Here is a 20,397-nt window from a genome sequence, read left to right as displayed (position 1 = left end):
GTCTTTCAACATCATTACCTCTTTTCTAAAACCATAAAGAACGTACTATCTGGTAGCGTAACAGCATTCCCAGACTCATCTGTAAACTCGATTTTCTCGCTAAGATGGTTTGTATATCCATCCTGCAAATAGTTCATAGCTTGAACGATATTTACTTTATCTCCAAAGATACCCTTTACGAAGTCCTTATAGTCGTTTGGCGTAAAAATTCCAAACTGCTCCTGCACTTCATGAACAAAGGAATCCTCACCCCAAGTATACGTATATAAGAACTCCATTGCATCATTAACAGGCATTTTGACTGTATTGTCTGCAAGTACCTCATACTGGATTATACGCCCCTTAAATTCTTGGACATACTGCTCTAAGAACTTCATTCCGCCTGCATCTTTAAAACGAATCACCCGCATTAACCTTTTATCTTCGGTCATGATGCCATCACGAATGATAATACGGCCTCCTGGCTTTAACACCTCATAAGCACTCTGCAGCCCCTTTTTAATTACTTCATGATTAAATTTCCTACCTTCATACTCGATATAAGAGAACAGCTCATGAAGGATAGAAGAATATACAATCGTATCAACCGATTCTTTTTCAAATGAGCTGCTTAAATTGATTGCATCCCCTTTAATGACGTTCCAAGAACGCCCCTCGTTCTGCTTCTTCTTTTTCAACGTATCAATCACGTTTTCGGAAATATCGATACCGTAGATTCGTTTATCCTCGGTCTCTTCTTCAATCATGTCTAGCATGACACCACCACCGGCTCCGACATCTACAATCGTATCTCCCTTTATATAATCAAGAATAATTCGTTTATCATCAGCCGAGCTATTCATATGCTCCAGATACACTTCTTCGTTATGGAATCTATCATATGCATCCTTTCGTAACCCGAAGAAATCAAACAGCAGCACATTTGCCCGAGCATGCATCATATCTATCTTTTCTGCCTCTACACAGAAGGTAATTAACGCCTCACCTACAGCAGAAAACCGAAACGACACATACGCAGTCTTCATATCTTCATCGACTTTAACCTGAAAAGAAACATGCGTTGTATTCGGTTTCTCGTTCTCACGGTACTCCCGTAGATACTTCTCAATAACTCGCTTACGATACACGTTGTCCTTTTTTTCGCCTTTGAAATCATAATGTAGCTGCTGCATCAATTTCTCGAAATGTATATGCTGAACTTTTCTAGTGCCTATCTCATTCTTTAACATAACAAAAACTGTCCAAATATCCTCAAAGCTAAGAGCATGCATAGAAGGTTCTACATACCACAAATCCTTATTAGATAGGAATGTTTGAACGTCACTCTTCTCGCTCCCCATAATTATATCTTTTTCAAATGCTGACTCCTTATGTTTTGGCGTGAGTCTATGTATACGAGAAGTAAATGGCTCCATATAACCATCAAACAGACCATCAATTGTAATCTTCACATCGTTCTTCACTTCACTCCACAAAGCTTTTGATACGCCCTCAATAATGCATTGGTTAAGATAGTATAGAATCTCCTTTAACCTAACGTCTCCGTATTCTTCTTTATATGTGTTAATTAAATCAACATGAGAGTCCAAACGAGCCTCCCCGCGTATATACTGCCCGATTAATCCATGTGTTCTAATTAAATCTTGAATAAACAAATACTCAGTAGAGTTTAAGTTTGTCTCTACACGTTCAATAAACTGAATATCACTAAAGATATCAGCAGAACCCTCGTTATGTACCAATAGATTAATCCCTTTTTTCTTCCATTGCTCCCGCTGTTTTAAAGATCCTACCTTTGCAAGCTCACTATACGTTAGTACCTTTTCAATAATACGATATGCTTCTTCATCTAAAGACAGTCCATCCAACACTTGCAGCGTACGGTGTACATAGTACAACACCGCATCTGTTTTTAATGCACCAAGTACTTGTACATTCTCATAGTTTTGATGTATCTCCTCTGCCTCAATTAGATGCTTTAACCACGTAGGGATTGAAACAGAACTCCCTTCAATATATGTATTTAGAACTTCAATGCTTTTCAACTTATTTCCCCCCATATATAATCAATATCGGTAGTAAGATCTAGTACACCTTCTCCAAAAAGAGCATCACCTTATGTCCCTTCTCCTAAATACTACTACTTGCTTTTTACCATCTACATCTCTTTCGAATAAAAATGTATCAAACCCAGTCTTTTTATCGTGTAAAAGAGAGTTATAAATTCCGTTACTACCACGCCAAGGTTGTAACATATTTTTTGTTGATCTCTTATTTTAACTTCATTAGGAATTTCGGAAGATCACCTCTTAAATTGATAAACATATGTTGTGACAGAATCAACTGAAAATGGAAACGGCAAGCGGGTGCACTCCACTTACCGTTTTTTCATAGCTTAGTATGTATTTGAATTTCTTTTGCTTTCTCTTTTTCACCCTTCACGCGTACAATTAAATCATATGATCCGGATTTTGAAGCTTCAAAAGAAAGCAAACCTTCTTTTTGAGAAGTGATTTCTTCTTCATAAATAACCTTATCATCTTTTGTAACTTGTAATAAAATCGTACCTTCTTCAACAGCTGCTTCATAAGGGATTTCCACATTTCCTTTTTCAGCTTTAAGTGTTTGTACATCGTAATACCCTTGCAGAGAACCAATTTTTAAAGTCGTTTCGCCATTTTTTTGAACCTTTGTAACTTGTGTCGCTGTATTGCACGCGCTTAACAATACAACAAGAGTGAGAATCATAAATAAACGTAATGATTTCATAGAAATTCCCCTTTTTTATGTATATGTGAATTAAGATTCATTCTTTAACTATTTCAAAAACACCAACACCTAAAAAGAATCACTGCTTTTCTTCAATTTCTTTTTTAAATAATTTTTGAAACTCTAATCATTAAAAACCCTACTTTTTCTTACTTTAATTGTTTCTAAAATGTAGAAAAGAACCCCTAAACCAAATATCTTTTCAGCATTAGAAATATTATTACCTAATTTAATAATAGGTACATTTAATCCGAATCTTTCGCTCCATTCCAAAGGCATATATCCTCTTTTACAGTTTATTAATATCCGGTTATCCATTGTACGAAAAGAAGTTTCGAAAAAATCAAATCCAACTTCTACTTCAGAAAGTCTTATCTCTTTTTCATTCATTAAAGAACCACGTACCATTCCAAATCCTTGTATCATATTTTCTTTAAACATACCTACACAATTATAATTTGAGTCATAAATAGCCCAATCATAGTTTTCAACTTCACTATGAAAATATGCAAGAGTTTCCCCATCCTTTGCTTCCAATCCAATAACTTGCTTGTTTTTTAAAAAAGGTAATTTTGAAGAAATTATATCAGTTGAAACCATAGTTGTTCCTACTATATAGGCCCCATCGGGAGTATATAAACCGTAATGTTTATTATTTTGAGGTAATTCTAGTAAAACATAAGTATCAATATCCCAAAACTTCAAATCATTTTTAGCTATATTCTCTTCTAATAAGTTCCCTTTTCTTAATTGCCAAAATCCAATCCCCCCAAAAACAAAAGAAGCTATAACCATAAATATTATTTCTCCCCAATTAACATCACCCCAACTATTATACAGACAATATAATCCAAAGAGAAAAATCCCTGTCCCAATTAAACACTTAAACCGCCCCCTTTTTTTATAATACTCAAATAATTCCACACAAACACCTCTATCAATTCATCTTAATACCCCAAATTACCTTTTAAGTATACCAAGGACAAAATATATAACCTAATATTTTTTTATATAATTAAAAACAAACATAGTTACAGAAAGAAAATGCTTGTATGCTGATCTGTACTACATTCCCTTATTCCTTGTATGCTATATTTCTATTCTTCTCTTTACTTAAACAAACTGCTCAATATTATTTGTTGCAACTTCTTATGAATGTGTAACTACAATTTTGCACTTCTCTTCTTTATATGCTAGGAACACCACCAAAGGATTTCCCGGTCCTCTGTAAAAAAAACCTTACTTTTAAAAAGTAAGGTTTTTTGTATTTATTCATTAGCAATATAAGCATTCTTATAAGTATAAATACCACCAAATTGATGCTTTTCAATTCCTTTTACATAATCCTTTTGTACATATGCTGAGCCAATATGATAAAGCGGCGCCACCGCAGCATCTTCTAATAATACCTGCTCGGCTTCTCGCAACGCTTTCCATCGATTTTCCGTATCTAGTACAAAATCCGTTTTCGCTTTCTTTATTAATTCATCGTAACGAACATTAGAATAATTCATTTTATTATTCGGATTCCCTGTCGTAAATAACTCTAAATAACTAATTGGGTCTTTATAGTCAGGTCCCCAATTTGCCATAGTTATATCGTAATCACCTATTTGTTCTAACTGTAATTTTTGCTTAAATGGCTGTTGTTTAATTTGTATCGTTAACCCTTGCAAATTCTTCTCTAAATCACCTTTTATATATTCTGCCATACGTATTGCGTTATCTTGTTCGAACGTTAAGAACTCTAGGTTTACTTGTTCTACCCCAAGCTCTTTTTTCGCTTCTTCCCAAAGTTTTTTCGCATTTTGCAAATCATATGAGGAAATATCTCCATTTTCTTTTCTAAAATCTTTACCAGTCACTTCATTTACATGACCAACTGGTACAAGTCCACTTGCAGGTTTTGCTCCGTTATTAATAAAGTGAGCAACGAAATCATCTTTATTTAACGCTAATGAAATAGATTGACGCACCTTTTTATTTGCTAACGCGTTATTTTTTTCATTAAAACGAAGCATAGCAATTCCAGGATCACTCGACATATGTAATTCCTTATTCCCTTTATACTTGTCTACAACTTGCGAATTAATAGGTACTCGATCTAAATCTCCGGCTTCATATAAATTTACAGCTGTCATTGTATCCTTTACGATATGAAAGTTTATTTCGTCTAATTTCACTTTCTTTCGATCCCAATATGTAGCATTCTTCTTTAATTGAAACTCTTGTTCATGCTTCCATTTTTCTAATACAAATGGACCGTTATATATGAGATTACTAGGTTCCAATGCATAATTGTTTCCTTGTTCGTTCAAAAATGATTCATGCTGTGGTAAGTATATAGGTAGTGCTAACAACTGTAAAAAATACGGAACTGGCTGTTCGAGTTCAACTTCTAACGTATAATTATTTATTGCTTTAACCCCAAGTGCATCAAGAGGCATTGTTCCCTTATTAATCTCTTTCGCATTTTTCACATAAAAGAGCATGTATGCATATTGAGATGCCGTTTCAGGATTAATTGCACGTTTCCATGCAAATATAAAATCATTTGCTGTCACACTGTCTCCATTTGACCATTTTGCATCTTTACGCAAATCAAATGTATATTTCTTACCATCTTCACTTCTTTTACACGATCTTGCTACTGCTGGAATAGGCTGATCTTGATCATTTAATACATATAACCCCTCAAATATATTCTGCATAACGTGGGCTGATGTACCATCCATTGTTTTCGCAGTGTCCAGAGAAGGAATTTCTTCTGATACTGTTACATTTAACACTTGTTTTTTAACCTCTGTATCACTTTTATTCGCTTTATTATTACAAGCTGTTAATAATAAAGATGTAACAAGTGCCATTACCATTAAATGGCTCTTTTTTCGCTTCATGAGTTGTTCTCCTTAAATATAAAATATTATAAAGCGTAATATATTATAGCAGAAATACTAACAGAAAGATGCGACATTCTTTTGAATATTTATTCGTTCAAGAAAAAAGCTATCCTTTTAAAAGGATAGCTTTTTCAACTGCCACATAATTATCTATCTTTGCAAACCTCGTTTATAACGACTTGCTTCAAATATAATACGCTCTTCATCTAACGTTTTACATTCGCCATTCCAAACGACATGTTTTCCGTTAATAATTACATCGCTTATATCTTTTCCACTAGCAGCATATACAAGGTGTGATAACACTTCATCCGCTGGTTGTAAATGCGGCTTATTAGACGGGTCAATCGTAATAAAATCAGCACACTTACCAGCTTCTAGTGACCCTGTTTGTTTCATCCCGATTACTTCCGCAGCTCCTTTTGTCGCAAGAGAAAGAGCTGTTTCAACTGGTAATGCTGTTGCATCTTGGTGAATACCTTTTTGTAATAAAGTCGCTATGCGCATTTCTTCAAACATGTCTAAATTATTGTTAGATGCAACACTATCTGTTGCAATTCCTACTTTTATTCCTGCTTCTAGCATCGCTTTTACATTCGCTATACCAGAACCTAGTTTTAAATTACTATTTGGGTTATGTGCTACTCGAACATCATGTTCTGCTAAAAATGCACGCTCATCATCATTTAATACTACACCGTGTGCAATAACTGTTGGGCGTTTAAACAATCCGCAGCTCGCTGCATATTCTACTGGACGTTTTCCATATTGTGCTTCAATATCACGTACTTCACGCTCTGTTTCAGAAAGATGGATATGAACCATCGTTTGATTCTCTACTGCAATCCGTGCGCACTCTTCTAACAATTCTGTACTACATGTATATGGACTATGTGGTGCAACCATCGTAGTTAACATGTCACTTTCGTTATAGTAACGCTTCACATATTTCTCAGCTTCTTCAATCGCTTTCTTTTCATCGTCTTTCGTTCCGAAGCTAAATAAAGTCCTTGAAACAGCAGCTCGCATCCCGCTCCTTGATACCGTTTCCATAATTGCGTCTTGATCTACTCCAATTGGATTAAACATGTCAGAGAATGATGTTGTACCACTTTTCACCATTTCAAGTAATCCTAATTCCGTACTAGCAACCGCAAGCTCTGGAGTAAACTGACTTTCAAGTGGCCAAATTCTCGTCTCCAGCCATGGTTGTAATAACATATCATCGCCAATACCTCTTAAGAGACTCATTACAACGTGTGTATGTGTGTTTACAAGCCCTGGTAAAACCCACTTTCCTTTCATGTCAATTACTTCATCTACTTCAAAATCATTAGCGAATTCTCCGCTCTTTACATCTATAATTTGATCATTTTCTACAATGATATATCCATTTTCTATCACTTCGTTTTGTTCATTCATCGTTACAATTGTAGCGTTTACATAAGTTGTTTTCAAAAGTATTTCCCCTTTCAACTCTATGAAGTTCCCTTTAATAAGTTACCACCATTATAGTAACTTATTAAAGATTAAGAGTCAAAAGATAATTTTAATTCTTTCGTTATTTTTCCCTTCAAAATGTTATATTGCTTTTCATTTGTATCTGCAAATGCTTCTTCCCGATTTGACTTTTCATCCATATAATTCAATTTCCCATTGAATTGAGTCTCTGTAAAATCAAATCTCTGCCCATCTATAAAGTTATAAAAGTGCCATACCTCTCTTACTTTTGTCTTTTTAATTTCTCCTCCGTATATGTCTTGAACGACAAGAGCTGTAACACCACATTGTCCCTTTGCTGGGTTTTCAATTGTCCACTTTGAACTCGTTTCAATCGACCACGATTTTATTAGTGCTTCATATATTCTTTTTTCCTTTACATCATCCATTCTAATCTTCCCCTACTATTAATAGTTTTACACATCATATTTCAAAAGAGGCAGTACACGACCCTTAAAGACAGTTGATGGTGTCTCTCCTATTAACTGTGCTCCCATTTTCAAGTAATATCCTTTTGCATTCGGATCACTATCAATTGTAAAACTTTTTAATCCTAGTTCATTGGCTTTTTCTATTACATACTCCCAAAGTATTTTCCCGTAACCTTTTCCTTTGTAATGAGGATGAATGTACAAGAAATCGAGAGCTTTATCATTACGTAAAAATGAGAAAAAACCAATCTTCGCATTATCGTTTACTAAAACATATACAAAATTATTTTTTATGTACTCTTCCGTAATTGTTAAATCTTCCTTACAAGCAAGTATGAATTCTTCACTATAATTCCACGTTGCTTTTGAATGCAGTGCGAGTTCACTTAATTCATTTGCTTCACTTAATAATGCTTCTCTTATCTTCATGATTCTTTTTCCTCACTTTCAATATGTACACTACTAAATTGATTCGGAAAGCACTTCAAAAAAACCTTTAATTTCCATAAAATAGAAATTGGTTTTATAAATCTTTATTATAATCAGTACGATTTTCAACAATTTTTTTAAAGAAAAAGAACGCCATCCCTAAAAGTTGGCGTTCTCTTTTTCTAAAATTTAATCTTCAAGCTCACTCATTCGTTTTACTATTTCGTACGATACAAACCTATACAGTTTCTACTACCGCTTCAAGCATTGTTCCATTTTTAGCATAGTTCGTATGCCAAGAAAAAGCTTTTTCTAAAATATGAGGAGTTTGTCCACCTCTTATTTTTGCTTCTTCGTAATAAGCTCGTAGCTGTTCACGATACATTGGATGTGCGCAATTCTCAATAATAAGTTCCACTCTTTCTCTTGGCGCAAGTCCCCTTAAGTCGGCATATCCCTGTTCAGTGACGATAACATCTACATCATGTTCAGTATGGTCTACATGAGAAACGAAAGGAACGATACTTGAAATGTTACCACCTTTCGCAATCGATTTAGTAACAAAGATAGCTAGGCGAGCATTTCTTGCAAAATCACCAGACCCACCAATACCATTCATCATTTTTGTACCTAAAACGTGAGTAGAGTTAACATTTCCGTATATATCTAATTCTAATGCAGTATTAATTGAGATTAATCCAAGGCGACGAATAATTTCAGGATGATTGGAAATCTCTTGTGGACGCATCATTAATTTGTCACGATATTTTTCAAAGTTAGAAAATACTTGTTGCATTTTCTCTTCAGAAAGCGTGATAGAACAACAAGAAGCAAAATTGACTTTTCCAGCATCCATAAGATCAAAAACTGCATCTTGTAAAACCTCGGAATATACTTCTAAATCTTCAAATTCTGAATCTAACATTCCATGCAATACGGCGTTAGCCACTGAACCAATTCCTGATTGTAACGGCGCTAAACGATTTGTTAATCGGCCTACTTTGACTTCTTCTCGAAGGAATTCTATTAAATGCTGTGCCATAATAACAGTTTCTTCATCCGGAGGAACAATTGTCGATGGCGAATCCAATTGATTCGTAAACACAATTCCCTTTACTTTTTCAGGATCAATTGGAATACCGATTGTTCCAATTCGGTCATCTGTTTTCACAAGCGGAATTGGAAGCCTCTCCCCTTGTTTACCTGGTTCATATAGATCATGTAGCCCCTCTAATTGCGCGGATTGAGCCATATTCATTTCAATAATAATAGACTTAGCATTTAAGGAAAACGCTAAGGAATTTCCAATTGAAGTGGTTGGAATAATCATTCCGTCCTCTGTAATCGCAACCGCTTCCAAAATAGCGAAATCTATATCCAGAACGTCAGCACGGAGTAACTCTGCTGTATGAGACAAGTGTTGATCCACAAATAAAAAGTCTCCGTTATTAATTCCTTTTCGCATAGTAGCGTCAGCTTGGAAAGGTAATCTTTTCCCTAAAATTCCTGCCTCAGCAAATAATTTGTCTACATCCGATCCTAAAGAAGCCCCAGTATAAACATTTACTTTAAAAGATTCATCATTCTTAACTCGGTTTACAAGCGCAAATGGGACTGCTTTTACATCACCTGCACGTGTAAACCCACTTAAGCCTAAAGTCATTCCACTTTGAATCCAGGAAGCTGCTTCTTCAGGTGTAACTACCCGATCTTTTAGACGTTGATCTCTGATTCTATCTAAATTGTTCTCCATATGTAATCCCTCTCTCATTGAATATTCATAATTATTTTACACATTAACACTATCAAAATAGGGATTTTAGTATACAATGCCGAAAATTCAGACAGAACAGCAAATCTAGGTTCTAAAGCAGAAAAATTTAGAATCCTAGAAGTTTACGGAAATAACTAGCGTATGATTGACTAACTGGTACTCTCTCACCATTATCCATCGAAAGTACAAAAGTAGAATGGGTATCAGGATAAATCGCTTTAATATGATTAACATTTACAATAAACGAACGGTGACATCTAATAAATGAATCTTTCGGAAGCAAGTATTCGAATTCTTGCAGAGAGTATTTATGTGTTCCTGATAACTCTTCTGAATTCACATACGTCTTTTTATCTTTAGCCTCTAAATACATAACCTTTGAAAAAGGAACCGGAATCCAGCCGTCTGTTGTTTTTAAAGTAACAACTGACTTTCCATCCGTTAAAGCTGGATAAATTGCCGTCACGCACCCTTCAAGCTTTCCATTGTTTGAAAATGGTACAGCCATTCCATGATAAGGAATACCAAAAACATCCCGATTCATAAACTCAGATGTTTTTTGATTCATCACCATCGCTTTATGAGCAATCGTTCCTTCCTTTATAGGATCCCCGACACTAATCTTTAAATCAATTCGTTTACTTGGCCGATAGTAAATATATTCTTTCGTATTCGAAACAGCAATTGAAATTTCATCTGAAAATAGTTCCCCAACAACATCTAGTAATAAACCTAACGTTCTATCTTCCATTCTATTAACACCTCATTCACTATTATACTACTATTATGAACGAGCATCTGTTGCTTTATAAAAAGTTTAATTTTAAATTACTTTTAAAATTAGTTTTATTCACTATTACTTCGTTACTACAAAAAACCTCACTTCAGAAAAGTGAGGTTTCCTCTCATACAATATTTTTTTATTTTTTATTAAGTAAAGTGAATTTAAGAATTTATTGCCCCTATTTCTGTATAATAAATAATCCCAAACTACAAACAGTTTGGGATTATCTTTCTCATTTATTATGCGCATCTAACCACGAAATTAAATCTTTAAATACTTCATCCTTATTTACTTCATGAAACATTTCATGTCTACCATTTTCATATAAACGTAGTGTCACGTCTTTCACACCACATTTTTTATAGTTTTCATATACTTCTTTTACACCTTTCCCCATATCGCCAACAGGATCACGATCACCAGAGAATATATGTATTGGAAGATTCTTTGGCGTCTTCTTGTATTCTTCTAGTTTATTTACTTCTAATACACCAGAAAATAATTCTCGGTAAAAACTCGTCGTACAAATGAAACCACATAACGGATCCGCAATATATTTATCAACTTGATTATTATCTGAAGATAACCAATCAAATTTTGTACGATTTGGCTTAAAGTTCGAATTGAAGTTTCCGAAAGATAAAAAGTTTAACATTGGACTTTTCGTTTTTGCCCCACGCAATTTCATTTCGATTGTTGCTACTTTATGACCAATAGCTCCTAAAAGCCCTGGATTTCCACCTGTTCCTGAAATCAGAAATCCATCATATAATTCGCCTCTAAGTTGTACAGCACGTCTTGATAAAAAAGAACCCATACTATGTCCAAGTAAAAACAAAGGACTTGACTGCTCTTCTTTTATCTTTTCTGAAACAAAGATAACATCCGATACAACTTGATTCCAGCCTATATTTGGTTCAAAATGACCATAATCTTCTTCTTTTTTTACTGTTTTCCCATGTCCTTTATGATCATGCGCATAAACACCATACCCTGCTTCCAATAAAGCATCTACAAATTCTGTATACACCCCTGCATGCTCTGTCATGCCATGTGCAATTTGAATAATTCCTCTCGGATCTCCTTCTGGTAACCACTTACGCAAATAAATTTCCGATCCATCCAATGCCGTAACGAAACTTTCCTGTACATTCATTTCGTCAGCCCCCAACTCTATTATGTATAGCTTTAAGAAAATGAATATCCATTCACTTTTCTTATTTTATATTATATGTAATTGCTTTCATTATGACAAATGATGTATTTTTCAGACTTGCTTTTAAACTAATTTCTTGACGAATCCAAAATAAAATTATATAGTTACTTACATAAAGTAACTATATAATTTTTAGGAGGTTCCTACTATTATGATGCCATCATTATTTTTAGCACATGGTTCGCCTATGCTCGCTATTCAAGATACAGACTATACACGATTTTTAAAAACACTTGGAGAAACATATAAACCGAAAGCAATTGTTATTTTCACTGCTCATTGGGAAAGTGAAGTATTAACGATTTCCTCATCAGATAACGAGTATGAAACAATTTATGATTTTGGAGGTTTTCCCCCTGAGTTATACGAAATCAAATATCGTGCGAAAGGCTCTTCTCATATTGCATCTATTTTAGAAACAAAATTTAAGAACAAAGGTATTTCAGTCCATCATAATATGACGAGAGGTTTAGATCATGGTTCATGGACACTCCTGCACCGCATGTATCCAGAAGCAAATATTCCTGTCGTGCAAATATCAGTCAATCCATTCCTTTCTGCAAAAGAACAATTTGAAATTGGAGAAGCACTTAAAGGACTCGGACAAGAAGATATTTTAGTAATCGGGAGTGGCGTTACCGTTCATAATTTACGAGCACTGAAATGGAATCAAACTACACCTGAAAAATGGGCAATTGAATTTGATGATTGGATTATTAAACATATGCAGAATAACGATAAAGATGCATTGTTTAATTGGGAGAAAAATGCTCCTCATGCACAATTAGCAGTACCAAGAGCAGAACATTTTGTTCCTTTATTTATCGCTATGGGAAGTGGTGAAAATAGCGGTGAAGTCATTCACCGTAGTTACGAGCTTGGTACATTAAGTTATCTTTGTCTTCGATTTTAAAGAAAAGGATGAAGCACATGCTGCTTCATCCTTTTTCTTTTTCATTCACTTAGTTAACTAACTTCCAAATGTCGTTTCTCTGATACCTCTTCGTTCTTATTATGAAAATAAACCCAAATACACGCAATAAATAATAGTGAAGATGTAGAGAGGAAAACATATTGGAAACCTGCATGCGCTGCAATTTGTCCCCCGAGCACTGGACCAATCATATTTCCTAAAAACTGAAATGATTGATTATATCCAAATATTCGTCCCGTAACATGGGTTGGTGTATGTTGTTTTAGTAGAGTTTGTACGGAAGGTAATAATCCTGCTTGTGCGATACCTAATAAAAATCGAAGAATTAATAGTTGCCAAGCTGACGTTACAAATGCTTGCGGGATAAAAATAATTCCTGCAGCAAATAACGCTACAACTAACGTTTTTTGAGGACCGATATGATCTGATAATCTTCCTAGTCTTGGTGCTGCCAAAATAACTGCTAATCCTGTCGCTGACATAACTGCACCCGCAATTGTTTCAATATGTGCAGTATGAGGACCTACTAAATTTTTCACGTACAATGTAACAATTGGTTGAACTGACATATTAGCAAGTTGAATAATAAATGTTGTTACAAATAAACTAATAATTAAATGCTTCGCTGGGACCATCGTCCATACTTTTTTCGGCTGTATTTTTTTTGCTTGAGCAGAGTGATTTTCTTCATGCAGGAAGAAAAAAACGATGAGAAAGGATAGGAATAAAAAAGCTCCCGTAACAAGAAAGACATGACGCATTCCAATTAACTCAGACAAATAACCGCCAAGTAACGGGCCAAGTAACGAACCGCTCACACCACCAGTTGAAATTGTGGAAATCGCCCAACCTGAATGTTCTTTCGGAGTTTCTGCTGCAATAAATGTCATCGCTGTTGAAAGGAAACCAGATACTGCTCCCATTAAAAATCTTAGTGCGACTAGTTGATACACATCCGTTACAAACCCCATAAGCGTCATAATAATCGCCATACCGAGGCTAGCACGAATAAGCATCAATTTCCGTCCATGTATATCACCAAGCTTTCCCCATATTGGCGATACGATCGCACCCATTAAAAATGTTACACCAAATGCAAGTCCCGACCACTGTGCAATGCTTGAAGTGCCAGTTACTCCTAATTCCTCAATATAAAAAGATAAGAAAGGAATTACTAAACTCATACCGGCTGCAGTGGTAAAACAACCTAGCCAACAAATCATTAAATTCCGTTTCCAGCTGGCCATTTTCACACCTTCTTTCTTTAGATACCCATTCTACACCCTTTCTTGTAAAAAGTTTAGTAATTTGCTTTATATGCAAGATTTACTACAAAACCCGCTATTTTCTAGTAAAAAACACTACATCTCTACATCATTTTCATAATAAAACCAACTCCTCTATATGAAGTTGGTTACTTATTATCTATCGGTATTAAACGAGCATTACAATTTCTCTCGTAAAACTCAATGGGACCTGCTTGTCCAATAATCGCATATTCATATCCATCTTGCTTCATATTATATAAACAATGATGCAATAATTCTTTTCCTACACCTTTCACACGATTTTGTTTCGCTATGCCCATTGGACCAAACAAGCCTTTCTTTCCTCTCACTACATCGTAACAGGCGAAACCAACTATTACTTCCTCCTGCTGTGCAATATAGATAGGTAACTTTTCGTTATATGTCCGAAATCCATAATCAACCGACTGTAACCACCGTTCACCAAATTCATCCACTACAAATCGTGATAACTTATCAAAATCAGAAGGACTAACTCTTCTTACATGACAAAATAATGTATTATAAATAGATTTAAAACTATTTAAATCAACCGCTAAGTCTCTCGGTGTAGCTGTAATACGTAATATATCTTCTTGCATTTGTGTATGTATAAATCCACCAATATTTGTATCTACACGAAATAATGCATACATAACATGTCCTTCATTTACTACTACTTGCTGAAAGCGTTCCATACGTTTCTTCGCTATTTGTAAAATTTCTATCGCCTTATAAGATAGTTTATATTGCCCTATTTTTTTATACTCTTGATTATGTAAATCGAATTGTTTTCGTAACGAAAGTTTTTCTAAAAAATCTGGACCGACTTTGTGAAACAAATACATAAATAACTCAGCGCAAACTCCTGTACCTTCTTTACACATACCTATAAACAGATGGACTGGGTGAATTATGTTATACTCACTCTCTTTTGCTGCAATCTCCAATATTTTATGCACACGTTTTGTAAATTGAAATTCCTCCATATGTGTTTCCATCCTCTACTAATTTACTAACAAACCGTAACCATAAATAATTGAAACAATTACACCCACTACCAATATACCTGGAAGTAAATTTGCCACCTTGATTTTAATAATACTAAGCAAGTTCAATCCAATAGCAGATATCATAATGCCGCCCGTAGCCGTCATCTCCACTATAAATTGGTTCATTAATTCTTTCGGGACAAAACTATTAATTTGTGTTGCAAAAACTGCAATACCACCTTCATATAAAACAACTGGAATCGCCGAAAATACTACGCCAATTCCTAGAGTTGTCGTTAATATAATAGAAATAAATCCATCGATAATCGCCTTTGTAAATAAAATATCATGATTTCCGCGAATCCCACTGTCAAGTGCACCAAGTATCCCCATCGCGCCAATTGCAAAAATTAAAGTAGCTGTTACAAAACCTTCTGATATGCTACCTTTCCCTTTCGATCCAACTTTATTTTCTAGCCAATCCCCTAAATGTTTTAACTTTTCTTCTAATTGTAACCATTCTCCAATTACCGTACCAATCACTAAACTCAGTATGACAACAAGAAAGTTTTCACTTTTTAATGCCATTTGAAGCCCAAGCACAGTAACCGCTAAACCGATTGCGTGCATTATCGTCCCTTTCATACTTTCTGGAATCCTACTAAATAATTTACCAAGTAAAGTACCAAATATAATACAAATTCCATTTACAACTGCTCCTAATATAACCATTTCTCATTCTTCACCCTTCGAATTCTTTATTTCTATATTTTGGTTTATACATTGATTTACAGGTTATCTATATGTTAACTTAATATTGAGAATATTAACAAATGTTTTCCACTACATAACCCGCTATTTTTTGTAACTTTAATTACCTTTAATAGATTCAGTGTTAATTTAATTGCGGGATAATATTAAAAGGGAAGGTATATATGAAAACTTTACTAAAACGATTTTTGTTAATAGCCTTTTTCATTACACCGATTGTTTTATTAATCAATTACTCTTTTATTTCAAAAGCAAAAGACAAACCCGATTTGCAAAACAAATCTAGTAAAACCGCTTCAAAAAGCGAAAAGAAAATAGAAGACCAAGAAATCACACTCACCTTCTCTGGTGATACAATGTTTGATTGGCAATTACGTCCTATAATCGAAAAGAATGGGGCTGATTACCCATTCCAACATGTAAAAGAAGAAATAAAAAAAGCTGATATTTCTTTTGTGAATTTAGAGTCGGCATTTACAACGAAAGAAAAGAAAGCACCTGGGCAACTGTTTTGGATTAAAAGTGATCCATCTACACTACAAGCTATTAAAAACACTGGATATGACATCGTAAATATTGGGAATAACCACACACTTGATTATGGGCAAGATGGATTATTAGATACGATTTCTCACGTAGAAAAATTAAAGTTCCCTTACATTGGAGCCGGAAAAAATGCGAAAGATGCATATACAGCACGAGAAATGACCGTAAAAGGGAAAAAGTTTAAATTTCTTTCCTTCGTTCGATTTATGCCTGATTCTAATTGGGTAGCTGGTGAGAATAAACCTGGCGTTGCGAATGGCTATGATTTAAATCTTGTAACAAAAACAATTAAAGAACAAAAGAAAGATGCAGACTATTTAATCGTCTATATGCATTGGGGCGTTGAAAAATCAAATCGTCCGGTAGAATACCAAAAGCAATATGTACCTAAAATGGTTGAAGCAGGAGCTAACGCAATTGTCGGGAGCCATCCACATTGGTTACAAGGGTTTGAGTATTATAATAAAGTTCCTATCGCTTACTCATTAGGTAACTTTTTATTCCCGAGTTATGTGAATGGGAAAAGCGCTGAAACTGGCGTATTAACTTTAACTTTTAAAGGAAAGGATGTCCAAATGTCATTCAATCCTTATATCATTCGCAACAACCAAGTTTCCCCTGTAAATGAAGGAGAAAAGAAAAAAGCTCTTCAATATTTACAAACAATTTCAACTGATGTAGAAATTGATGATACAGGGAAAATAAAAAACAAACGAAACTAGACAGCTCAAGATCTATTTCTCTGTAATATACTTTACAGAATAGGTGATAAACATGCTGAAAGAGTTATTAGAAAATATAAACCTCTTAGAAAACATCTATAAAATGTCTATAGCAATCCTGCTTTTATGTTCCTTTTATTCTGTGAGACTATTTAAAAAAATAAAGCGAGAGAGAAATCTTACTCCTTTTGAATTTACAATGTATGTAATCATTCGTATTGCGATACTCTTTTGGTTAGCTAGCTTTATTCTTCTTGAATTTAATGAGTACCTAGTTTAACTATAAAAAAGATAGAACAAGCACTATATTCCCTCGCTTGTATCTATCTTTTTTATTTACATTCTAACTCTTTCCTTCTATTAAATAAGCAAATCAAACAAAACAGGGTTTTTATTAAGTTCCATAAATTGAATATTATTTTCTTTAAAGCGAGTAATTAATTGCTCATAATCTTCTTTATGTTTTAATTCTACGCCGACTAATGCTGGACCATTTTCTTTATTATGTTTCTTAATATACTCAAAGCGCGTAATGTCATCTTCTGGTCCTAATCCTTTATCAAGAAATTCTCTTAGCGCACCTGAACGCTGCGGAAATTCAATGATAAAGTAATGTTTCAGTCCTTCATAAATGAGCGAACGCTCTTTCATTTCTTGCATTCTATCAATATCATTATTTCCACCACTTAGCGTACATACAACTGTTTTACCTTTTATTTCATCTCTATATAAATCAAGCGCTGCAATAGAGAGTGCACCAGCCGGTTCAGCTACAATCGCATTTTTCTTATACAGTTCTAAAATCGTCGTACAAACTTTCCCCTCTGGTACTAAAATAATATCGTCAATTACATCTTTACAAGTTTCAAATGTTAACTTTCCTACTTTTTTAACAGCTGCCCCATCAACAAAGCTATCTATTTTCTCCAATGCTACATTTTCATTTTGAAGAAAAGCCTCTTTCATAGATGCAGCTCCCATTGGCTCTACACCAATAACCTTTGTAGTAGGACTAACACCTTTTACATATGTACCAACTCCTGATGCTAATCCACCACCACCGATTGCTGTAAAGATATAATCAACCGGTTTCTCCATATCATGCATAATTTCAACTGCCACTGTCCCTTGACCAGCAACTACATACGGATCATCAAACGGATGAACAAATGTCATTCTATTTTCTTCACAATAACACTGTGCTTCTTGGAAAGAGCTATCGAATGTATCACCAACTAATACAATCTCTGCGAAATCACCACCGAAAAATTGTACTTGTGATACTTTTTGTTTCGGTGTTGTTGTGGGCATAAATATTTTTGACGGAATCTTCAATAAATTACACGTATAAGCAACTCCTTGCGCATGATTACCAGCACTTGCACAAACAACACCGTTTTGTAACTTTTCTTTCGGTAAACTTTGAATCAAATTGTATGCACCACGAATTTTGAAAGAGCGAATTAATTGTAAGTCTTCTCGTTTTACATAAACGTCACAATCATATTTCTCAGATAAAACTGTATCACGTTGTAACGGTGTTTTAATAACGATATCTTTCAGGCAATTATGAGCCATTAAGATATCTTCAATTTTCACTCTCTCCTTTACCTTTTGCACCATTATATATCATCCTTATCTCTTTTAAATTGGCTCAATCAAAATGTGGGATTTTCAGGACAGCCCCTGTATTCGCCGATGTTACCATTTGTGCATAACGTCCGAGCCAGCCAGTTTTCACTTTTGGTTCTGGTCGTTTCCATTCTTTTTTACGCTTTTCTAATTCCTCATCACTCACCCTTACTTCTAGCAAGCGTTCTTCAACATCAATACATACAATATCCCCTTGTTCAAGAAGTGCAATCATCCCGCCCGCTGCTGCTTCTGGTGAAATATGTCCTACTGAAATTCCACGTGAAGCTCCAGAAAAACGTCCATCTGTTAATAATGCAACCTCAGCACCTAATCCCATTCCAGCAATTGCTGATGTTGGGGCTAACATTTCTGGCATACCAGGCCCACCTCTTGGTCCTTCATAACGAATGACAACTACATCTCCTTTTTTCACTTTCCCAAGCATAATGCCCGCAAGTGCCTCATCTTGTGAATTAAAAATAACGCAAGGCCCTTCAAAACGCTTTACCTCTGTTGCACCGCTTTTAATAACCGCTCCATCTTTAGCAAGATTTCCTTTTAATATACGTAAGCCCCCCTCTTCACTATGAGGGTTTTCGAGAGAGTGAATAACCTCCTTATCTTTAATCTCTGCCTCAGCGATATTTTCTCTTAATGTTTGCCCAGTAGCAGTTATTCGATCAAGATGAAGTACTCCTTCTTTCCGGCTCATCTCTTTCAAAATTGCACTAATCCCGCCCGCACGATCAATATCTTCCATATGCCAATTTGAGGCTGGACTTACTTTACATAAATGAGGTACACGTCTTGAAACTGCATCAATACGGTTCATATCATAATCTAGTCCTGCCTCTTGTGCGAGTGCTAGCGTATGTAATACTGTATTCGTTGATCCACCCATCGCCATATCAAGTGCAAAAGCATCGTCAATTGCTTCTTCTGTTACAATATCACGCGGCTTAATATCTCTTTCAATTAAAATTTTCAATTTCTCTGCTGCTTGTTTAATTAACTCTTCACGTCTTGGATCAATTGCTAAAATACTCCCGTTACCAGGAAGAGCTAAACCTAATACTTCACATAAACAATTCATAGAGTTCGCGGTAAACATACCCGAACAAGAGCCACAAGATGGACAGCCATGATCTTCAATATCTTTTAATTCTTCTTCTGAAATTTTCCCAGATTGATAAGCTCCTACCCCTTCAAAAACAGAGCTTAAATCAACAACTTCTCCTTTTGACGTTTTTCCAGCCGCCATCGGGCCGCCTGAAACAAACACAGTCGGAATATTAATACGTAGTGCAGCCATCATCATACCTGGTGTAATTTTGTCACAGTTTGGGATACAAATCATGCCGTCAAACCAGTGTGCATTTACAACCGTTTCTACTGAATCTGCAATAATTTCACGACTCGGAAGAGAATAACGCATACCGATATGTCCCATCGCAATACCATCGTCAACTCCAATTGTATTGAATTCGAATGGTACCATACCTGCCGCGCGAACTGCCTCTTTTACAAGTTTCCCAAACTCGTTCAAGTGTTTATGCCCTGGAATAATTTCAATAAAAGAATTACAAATCGCTATGAAAGGTTTATCAAAATCTTCATCTTTCAAACCAGTTGCTTTTAATAAACTACGGTGCGGTGCTTTATCAAAACCTTTTTTAATCATGTCACTTCTCATCTTGTCAAATCCCCT

Annotated in this window: 18 protein-coding genes; 3 read left to right on the top strand and 15 right to left on the bottom strand. The window is 35.1% G+C overall.

The genetic code is table 11. The features are described from left to right. Nucleotides 1–14: 14 nt before the first annotated feature. The 10 genes from BC_RS08960 to BC_RS08915 form a co-directional block, all read right to left on the bottom strand. Entirely contained in the window at nt 15–2,060 is a 2,046-nt protein-coding gene (locus BC_RS08960) for a class I SAM-dependent methyltransferase (RefSeq protein WP_002025623.1), read from the bottom strand. Nucleotides 2,061–2,388: 328 nt separating this feature from the next. Further along, nucleotides 2,389–2,769, bottom strand: coding sequence for a lipoprotein (locus tag BC_RS08955; protein WP_000838922.1), 381 nt, complete (start codon nt 2,767–2,769; stop codon nt 2,389–2,391). 123 nt (nt 2,770–2,892) lie between these two features. After that, the gene (locus BC_RS08950; RefSeq protein ID WP_033685072.1) at nt 2,893–3,693 is read right to left on the bottom strand and encodes a hypothetical protein; all 801 of its coding nucleotides are present in this window, start codon (nt 3,691–3,693) and stop codon (nt 2,893–2,895) included. A 344-nt stretch (nt 3,694–4,037) separates the two neighbouring features. Beyond that, entirely contained in the window at nt 4,038–5,666 is a 1,629-nt protein-coding gene (locus BC_RS08945) for a peptide ABC transporter substrate-binding protein (protein ID WP_000823510.1), read from the bottom strand. 153 nt (nt 5,667–5,819) lie between these two features. Continuing rightward, the gene (locus BC_RS08940; RefSeq protein ID WP_002195350.1) at nt 5,820–7,145 is read right to left on the bottom strand and encodes a bifunctional S-methyl-5'-thioadenosine deaminase/S-adenosylhomocysteine deaminase; all 1,326 of its coding nucleotides are present in this window, start codon (nt 7,143–7,145) and stop codon (nt 5,820–5,822) included. Between the two features lie 53 nt (nt 7,146–7,198). Further along, a complete protein-coding gene (locus BC_RS08935) occupies nt 7,199–7,558 on the bottom strand; it encodes a YunG family protein (RefSeq protein ID WP_000342907.1) in 360 nt (119 codons plus the stop codon). A 27-nt stretch (nt 7,559–7,585) separates the two neighbouring features. Further along, nucleotides 7,586–8,029 (bottom strand): GNAT family N-acetyltransferase, encoded by a 444-nt coding sequence (locus BC_RS08930; protein ID WP_000701899.1) that lies wholly within the window; start codon nt 8,027–8,029, stop codon nt 7,586–7,588. A 238-nt stretch (nt 8,030–8,267) separates the two neighbouring features. Beyond that, entirely contained in the window at nt 8,268–9,782 is a 1,515-nt protein-coding gene (locus BC_RS08925) for an acetyl-CoA hydrolase/transferase family protein (RefSeq protein ID WP_000429812.1), read from the bottom strand. A 127-nt stretch (nt 9,783–9,909) separates the two neighbouring features. Continuing rightward, a complete protein-coding gene (locus tag BC_RS08920) occupies nt 9,910–10,554 on the bottom strand; it encodes a LytTR family DNA-binding domain-containing protein (protein WP_000390211.1) in 645 nt (214 codons plus the stop codon). A gap of 265 nt (nt 10,555–10,819) precedes the next feature. Beyond that, a complete protein-coding gene (locus BC_RS08915; protein WP_001102581.1) occupies nt 10,820–11,743 on the bottom strand; it encodes an alpha/beta hydrolase in 924 nt (307 codons plus the stop codon). Between the two features lie 211 nt (nt 11,744–11,954). Here BC_RS08915 and BC_RS08910 point away from each other — a divergent pair, with 211 nt between their 5' ends. Then, complete coding sequence (locus BC_RS08910; RefSeq protein ID WP_000982899.1) at nt 11,955–12,716, top strand: DODA-type extradiol aromatic ring-opening family dioxygenase; 762 nt, start codon at nt 11,955–11,957, stop codon at nt 12,714–12,716. Nucleotides 12,717–12,769: 53 nt separating this feature from the next. Here BC_RS08910 and BC_RS08905 read toward each other — a convergent pair whose 3' ends face one another. The 3 genes from BC_RS08905 to BC_RS08895 form a co-directional block, all read right to left on the bottom strand. Further along, nucleotides 12,770–13,984: a multidrug efflux MFS transporter gene (locus tag BC_RS08905; RefSeq protein ID WP_000179295.1), complete on the bottom strand. Its 1,215-nt coding sequence runs from the start codon at nt 13,982–13,984 to the stop codon at nt 12,770–12,772. Between the two features lie 167 nt (nt 13,985–14,151). Then, nucleotides 14,152–15,012: a GNAT family N-acetyltransferase gene (locus BC_RS08900; RefSeq protein WP_000390855.1), complete on the bottom strand. Its 861-nt coding sequence runs from the start codon at nt 15,010–15,012 to the stop codon at nt 14,152–14,154. An 18-nt stretch (nt 15,013–15,030) separates the two neighbouring features. Further along, nucleotides 15,031–15,747 (bottom strand): DUF554 domain-containing protein, encoded by a 717-nt coding sequence (locus BC_RS08895; protein WP_000236030.1) that lies wholly within the window; start codon nt 15,745–15,747, stop codon nt 15,031–15,033. Between the two features lie 203 nt (nt 15,748–15,950). On the opposite strand from BC_RS08895, the gene BC_RS08890 reads away from it, so the two are divergent. Further along, a complete protein-coding gene (locus tag BC_RS08890; RefSeq protein ID WP_000854536.1) occupies nt 15,951–17,054 on the top strand; it encodes a CapA family protein in 1,104 nt (367 codons plus the stop codon). Between the two features lie 52 nt (nt 17,055–17,106). Next, nucleotides 17,107–17,334, top strand: coding sequence for a hypothetical protein (locus BC_RS08885; RefSeq protein WP_000910604.1), 228 nt, complete (start codon nt 17,107–17,109; stop codon nt 17,332–17,334). 80 nt (nt 17,335–17,414) lie between these two features. On the opposite strand, the gene ilvA is transcribed toward BC_RS08885, so the two are convergent. Then, nucleotides 17,415–18,677, bottom strand: a complete 1,263-nt coding sequence (gene ilvA, locus BC_RS08880; protein WP_000250317.1) for a threonine ammonia-lyase IlvA — start codon at nt 18,675–18,677, stop codon at nt 17,415–17,417. A 31-nt stretch (nt 18,678–18,708) separates the two neighbouring features. Beyond that, entirely contained in the window at nt 18,709–20,382 is a 1,674-nt protein-coding gene (gene ilvD, locus BC_RS08875) for a dihydroxy-acid dehydratase (RefSeq protein WP_001255814.1), read from the bottom strand. Between the last annotated feature and the right edge of the window lie 15 nt (nt 20,383–20,397).

This window comes from Bacillus cereus ATCC 14579, assembly GCF_000007825.1.
GTDB lineage: Bacteria > Bacillota > Bacilli > Bacillales > Bacillaceae_G > Bacillus_A > Bacillus_A cereus.
The sequence above is the reverse complement of the archived record's forward strand: the minus strand, read 5'-3'. Positions and strand labels throughout refer to the sequence as shown.

Excerpts from the sequence above, each read along its gene's own strand:
- BC_RS08930 (WP_000701899.1), bottom strand. The coding sequence starts at position 8,029 with ATGAAGATAAGAGAAGCATTATTAAGTGAAGCAAATGAATTAAGTGAA.
- BC_RS08885 (WP_000910604.1), top strand. The coding sequence starts at position 17,107 with ATGCTGAAAGAGTTATTAGAAAATATAAACCTCTTAGAAAACATCTAT.
- BC_RS08910 (WP_000982899.1), top strand. The coding sequence starts at position 11,955 with ATGATGCCATCATTATTTTTAGCACATGGTTCGCCTATGCTCGCTATT.
- BC_RS08920 (WP_000390211.1), bottom strand. The coding sequence starts at position 10,554 with ATGGAAGATAGAACGTTAGGTTTATTACTAGATGTTGTTGGGGAACTA.
- BC_RS08900 (WP_000390855.1), bottom strand. The coding sequence starts at position 15,012 with ATGGAGGAATTTCAATTTACAAAACGTGTGCATAAAATATTGGAGATT.
- BC_RS08925 (WP_000429812.1), bottom strand. The coding sequence starts at position 9,782 with ATGGAGAACAATTTAGATAGAATCAGAGATCAACGTCTAAAAGATCGG.
- BC_RS08945 (WP_000823510.1), bottom strand. The coding sequence starts at position 5,666 with ATGAAGCGAAAAAAGAGCCATTTAATGGTAATGGCACTTGTTACATCT.
- BC_RS08895 (WP_000236030.1), bottom strand. The coding sequence starts at position 15,747 with ATGGTTATATTAGGAGCAGTTGTAAATGGAATTTGTATTATATTTGGT.
- BC_RS08890 (WP_000854536.1), top strand. The coding sequence starts at position 15,951 with ATGAAAACTTTACTAAAACGATTTTTGTTAATAGCCTTTTTCATTACA.
- ilvD (WP_001255814.1), bottom strand. The coding sequence starts at position 20,382 with ATGAGAAGTGACATGATTAAAAAAGGTTTTGATAAAGCACCGCACCGT.
- BC_RS08955 (WP_000838922.1), bottom strand. The coding sequence starts at position 2,769 with ATGAAATCATTACGTTTATTTATGATTCTCACTCTTGTTGTATTGTTA.
- ilvA (WP_000250317.1), bottom strand. The coding sequence starts at position 18,677 with ATGGTGCAAAAGGTAAAGGAGAGAGTGAAAATTGAAGATATCTTAATG.
- BC_RS08935 (WP_000342907.1), bottom strand. The coding sequence starts at position 7,558 with ATGGATGATGTAAAGGAAAAAAGAATATATGAAGCACTAATAAAATCG.
- BC_RS08915 (WP_001102581.1), bottom strand. The coding sequence starts at position 11,743 with ATGAATGTACAGGAAAGTTTCGTTACGGCATTGGATGGATCGGAAATT.
- BC_RS08960 (WP_002025623.1), bottom strand. The coding sequence starts at position 2,060 with ATGGGGGGAAATAAGTTGAAAAGCATTGAAGTTCTAAATACATATATT.
- BC_RS08905 (WP_000179295.1), bottom strand. The coding sequence starts at position 13,984 with ATGGCCAGCTGGAAACGGAATTTAATGATTTGTTGGCTAGGTTGTTTT.